General features: G+C 36.8%; 1 protein-coding gene. It reads right to left on the bottom strand.

Annotation, left to right across the window (positions count from 1 at the left end):
- The coding region (locus tag ICG50_RS13035; protein WP_484489528.1) for an HYR-like domain-containing protein at window positions 1–627 on the bottom strand (627 nt) is incomplete at both ends.

Raw genomic sequence — 627 nt, 5'->3', positions numbered from 1 at the left:
ACCTCCAATAATTATAAGGAGATCATATCTAATTGGACAAGGACCATTATTTATGGTGTAACTGAATAGGTATTCACCTGGCTCAATTTCAAACGGATTGAAAGTGTTGTTAATTGGATCAAATCCACCAACATTATCAATATTACTCCAAATTCCACCTTCAACACCTTGCGGTAATTGTGCGTCTAATGATGTATTTGCATCTTCACCATTACTTAACTGAATTGATGGAAGTGCAATCACCTCTGCAATTTGAGCTACATAAATGAATTGAGTGTAAGTTTGAGATAAGTTACCACAGGCATCAGATACAATCCATGTTCTGGTGATAGTGTATGAACCATCAACAACTTCAGATTGAGTTTGCGTGAATGCAGGTGTTCCAACTTCTGAACAGTTATCAGTAAATACTAATGTTTGAGGTTCAGGAATTACATCACAATTTACGTCAATTTTAGCAGGTAATGGAGTTACCAGTACAGGACCTACAGTATCAGAAACAGTGATAGTTTGAACAGCAGTAGCAGTATTACCACACTCATCAGTTGCTGTCCAAGTTCTTACTAATTGGTAATTAGAAGGACAGTTTCCTTGAATAGTTGTTTGACTCATGGTTACTGTAGCAGC

The sequence above is a fragment of the Flavobacterium buctense genome (assembly GCF_014486695.1).
Taxonomy (GTDB): domain Bacteria; phylum Bacteroidota; class Bacteroidia; order Flavobacteriales; family Flavobacteriaceae; genus Flavobacterium; species Flavobacterium buctense.
This window is presented reverse-complemented; position numbering and strand designations above follow the sequence as displayed.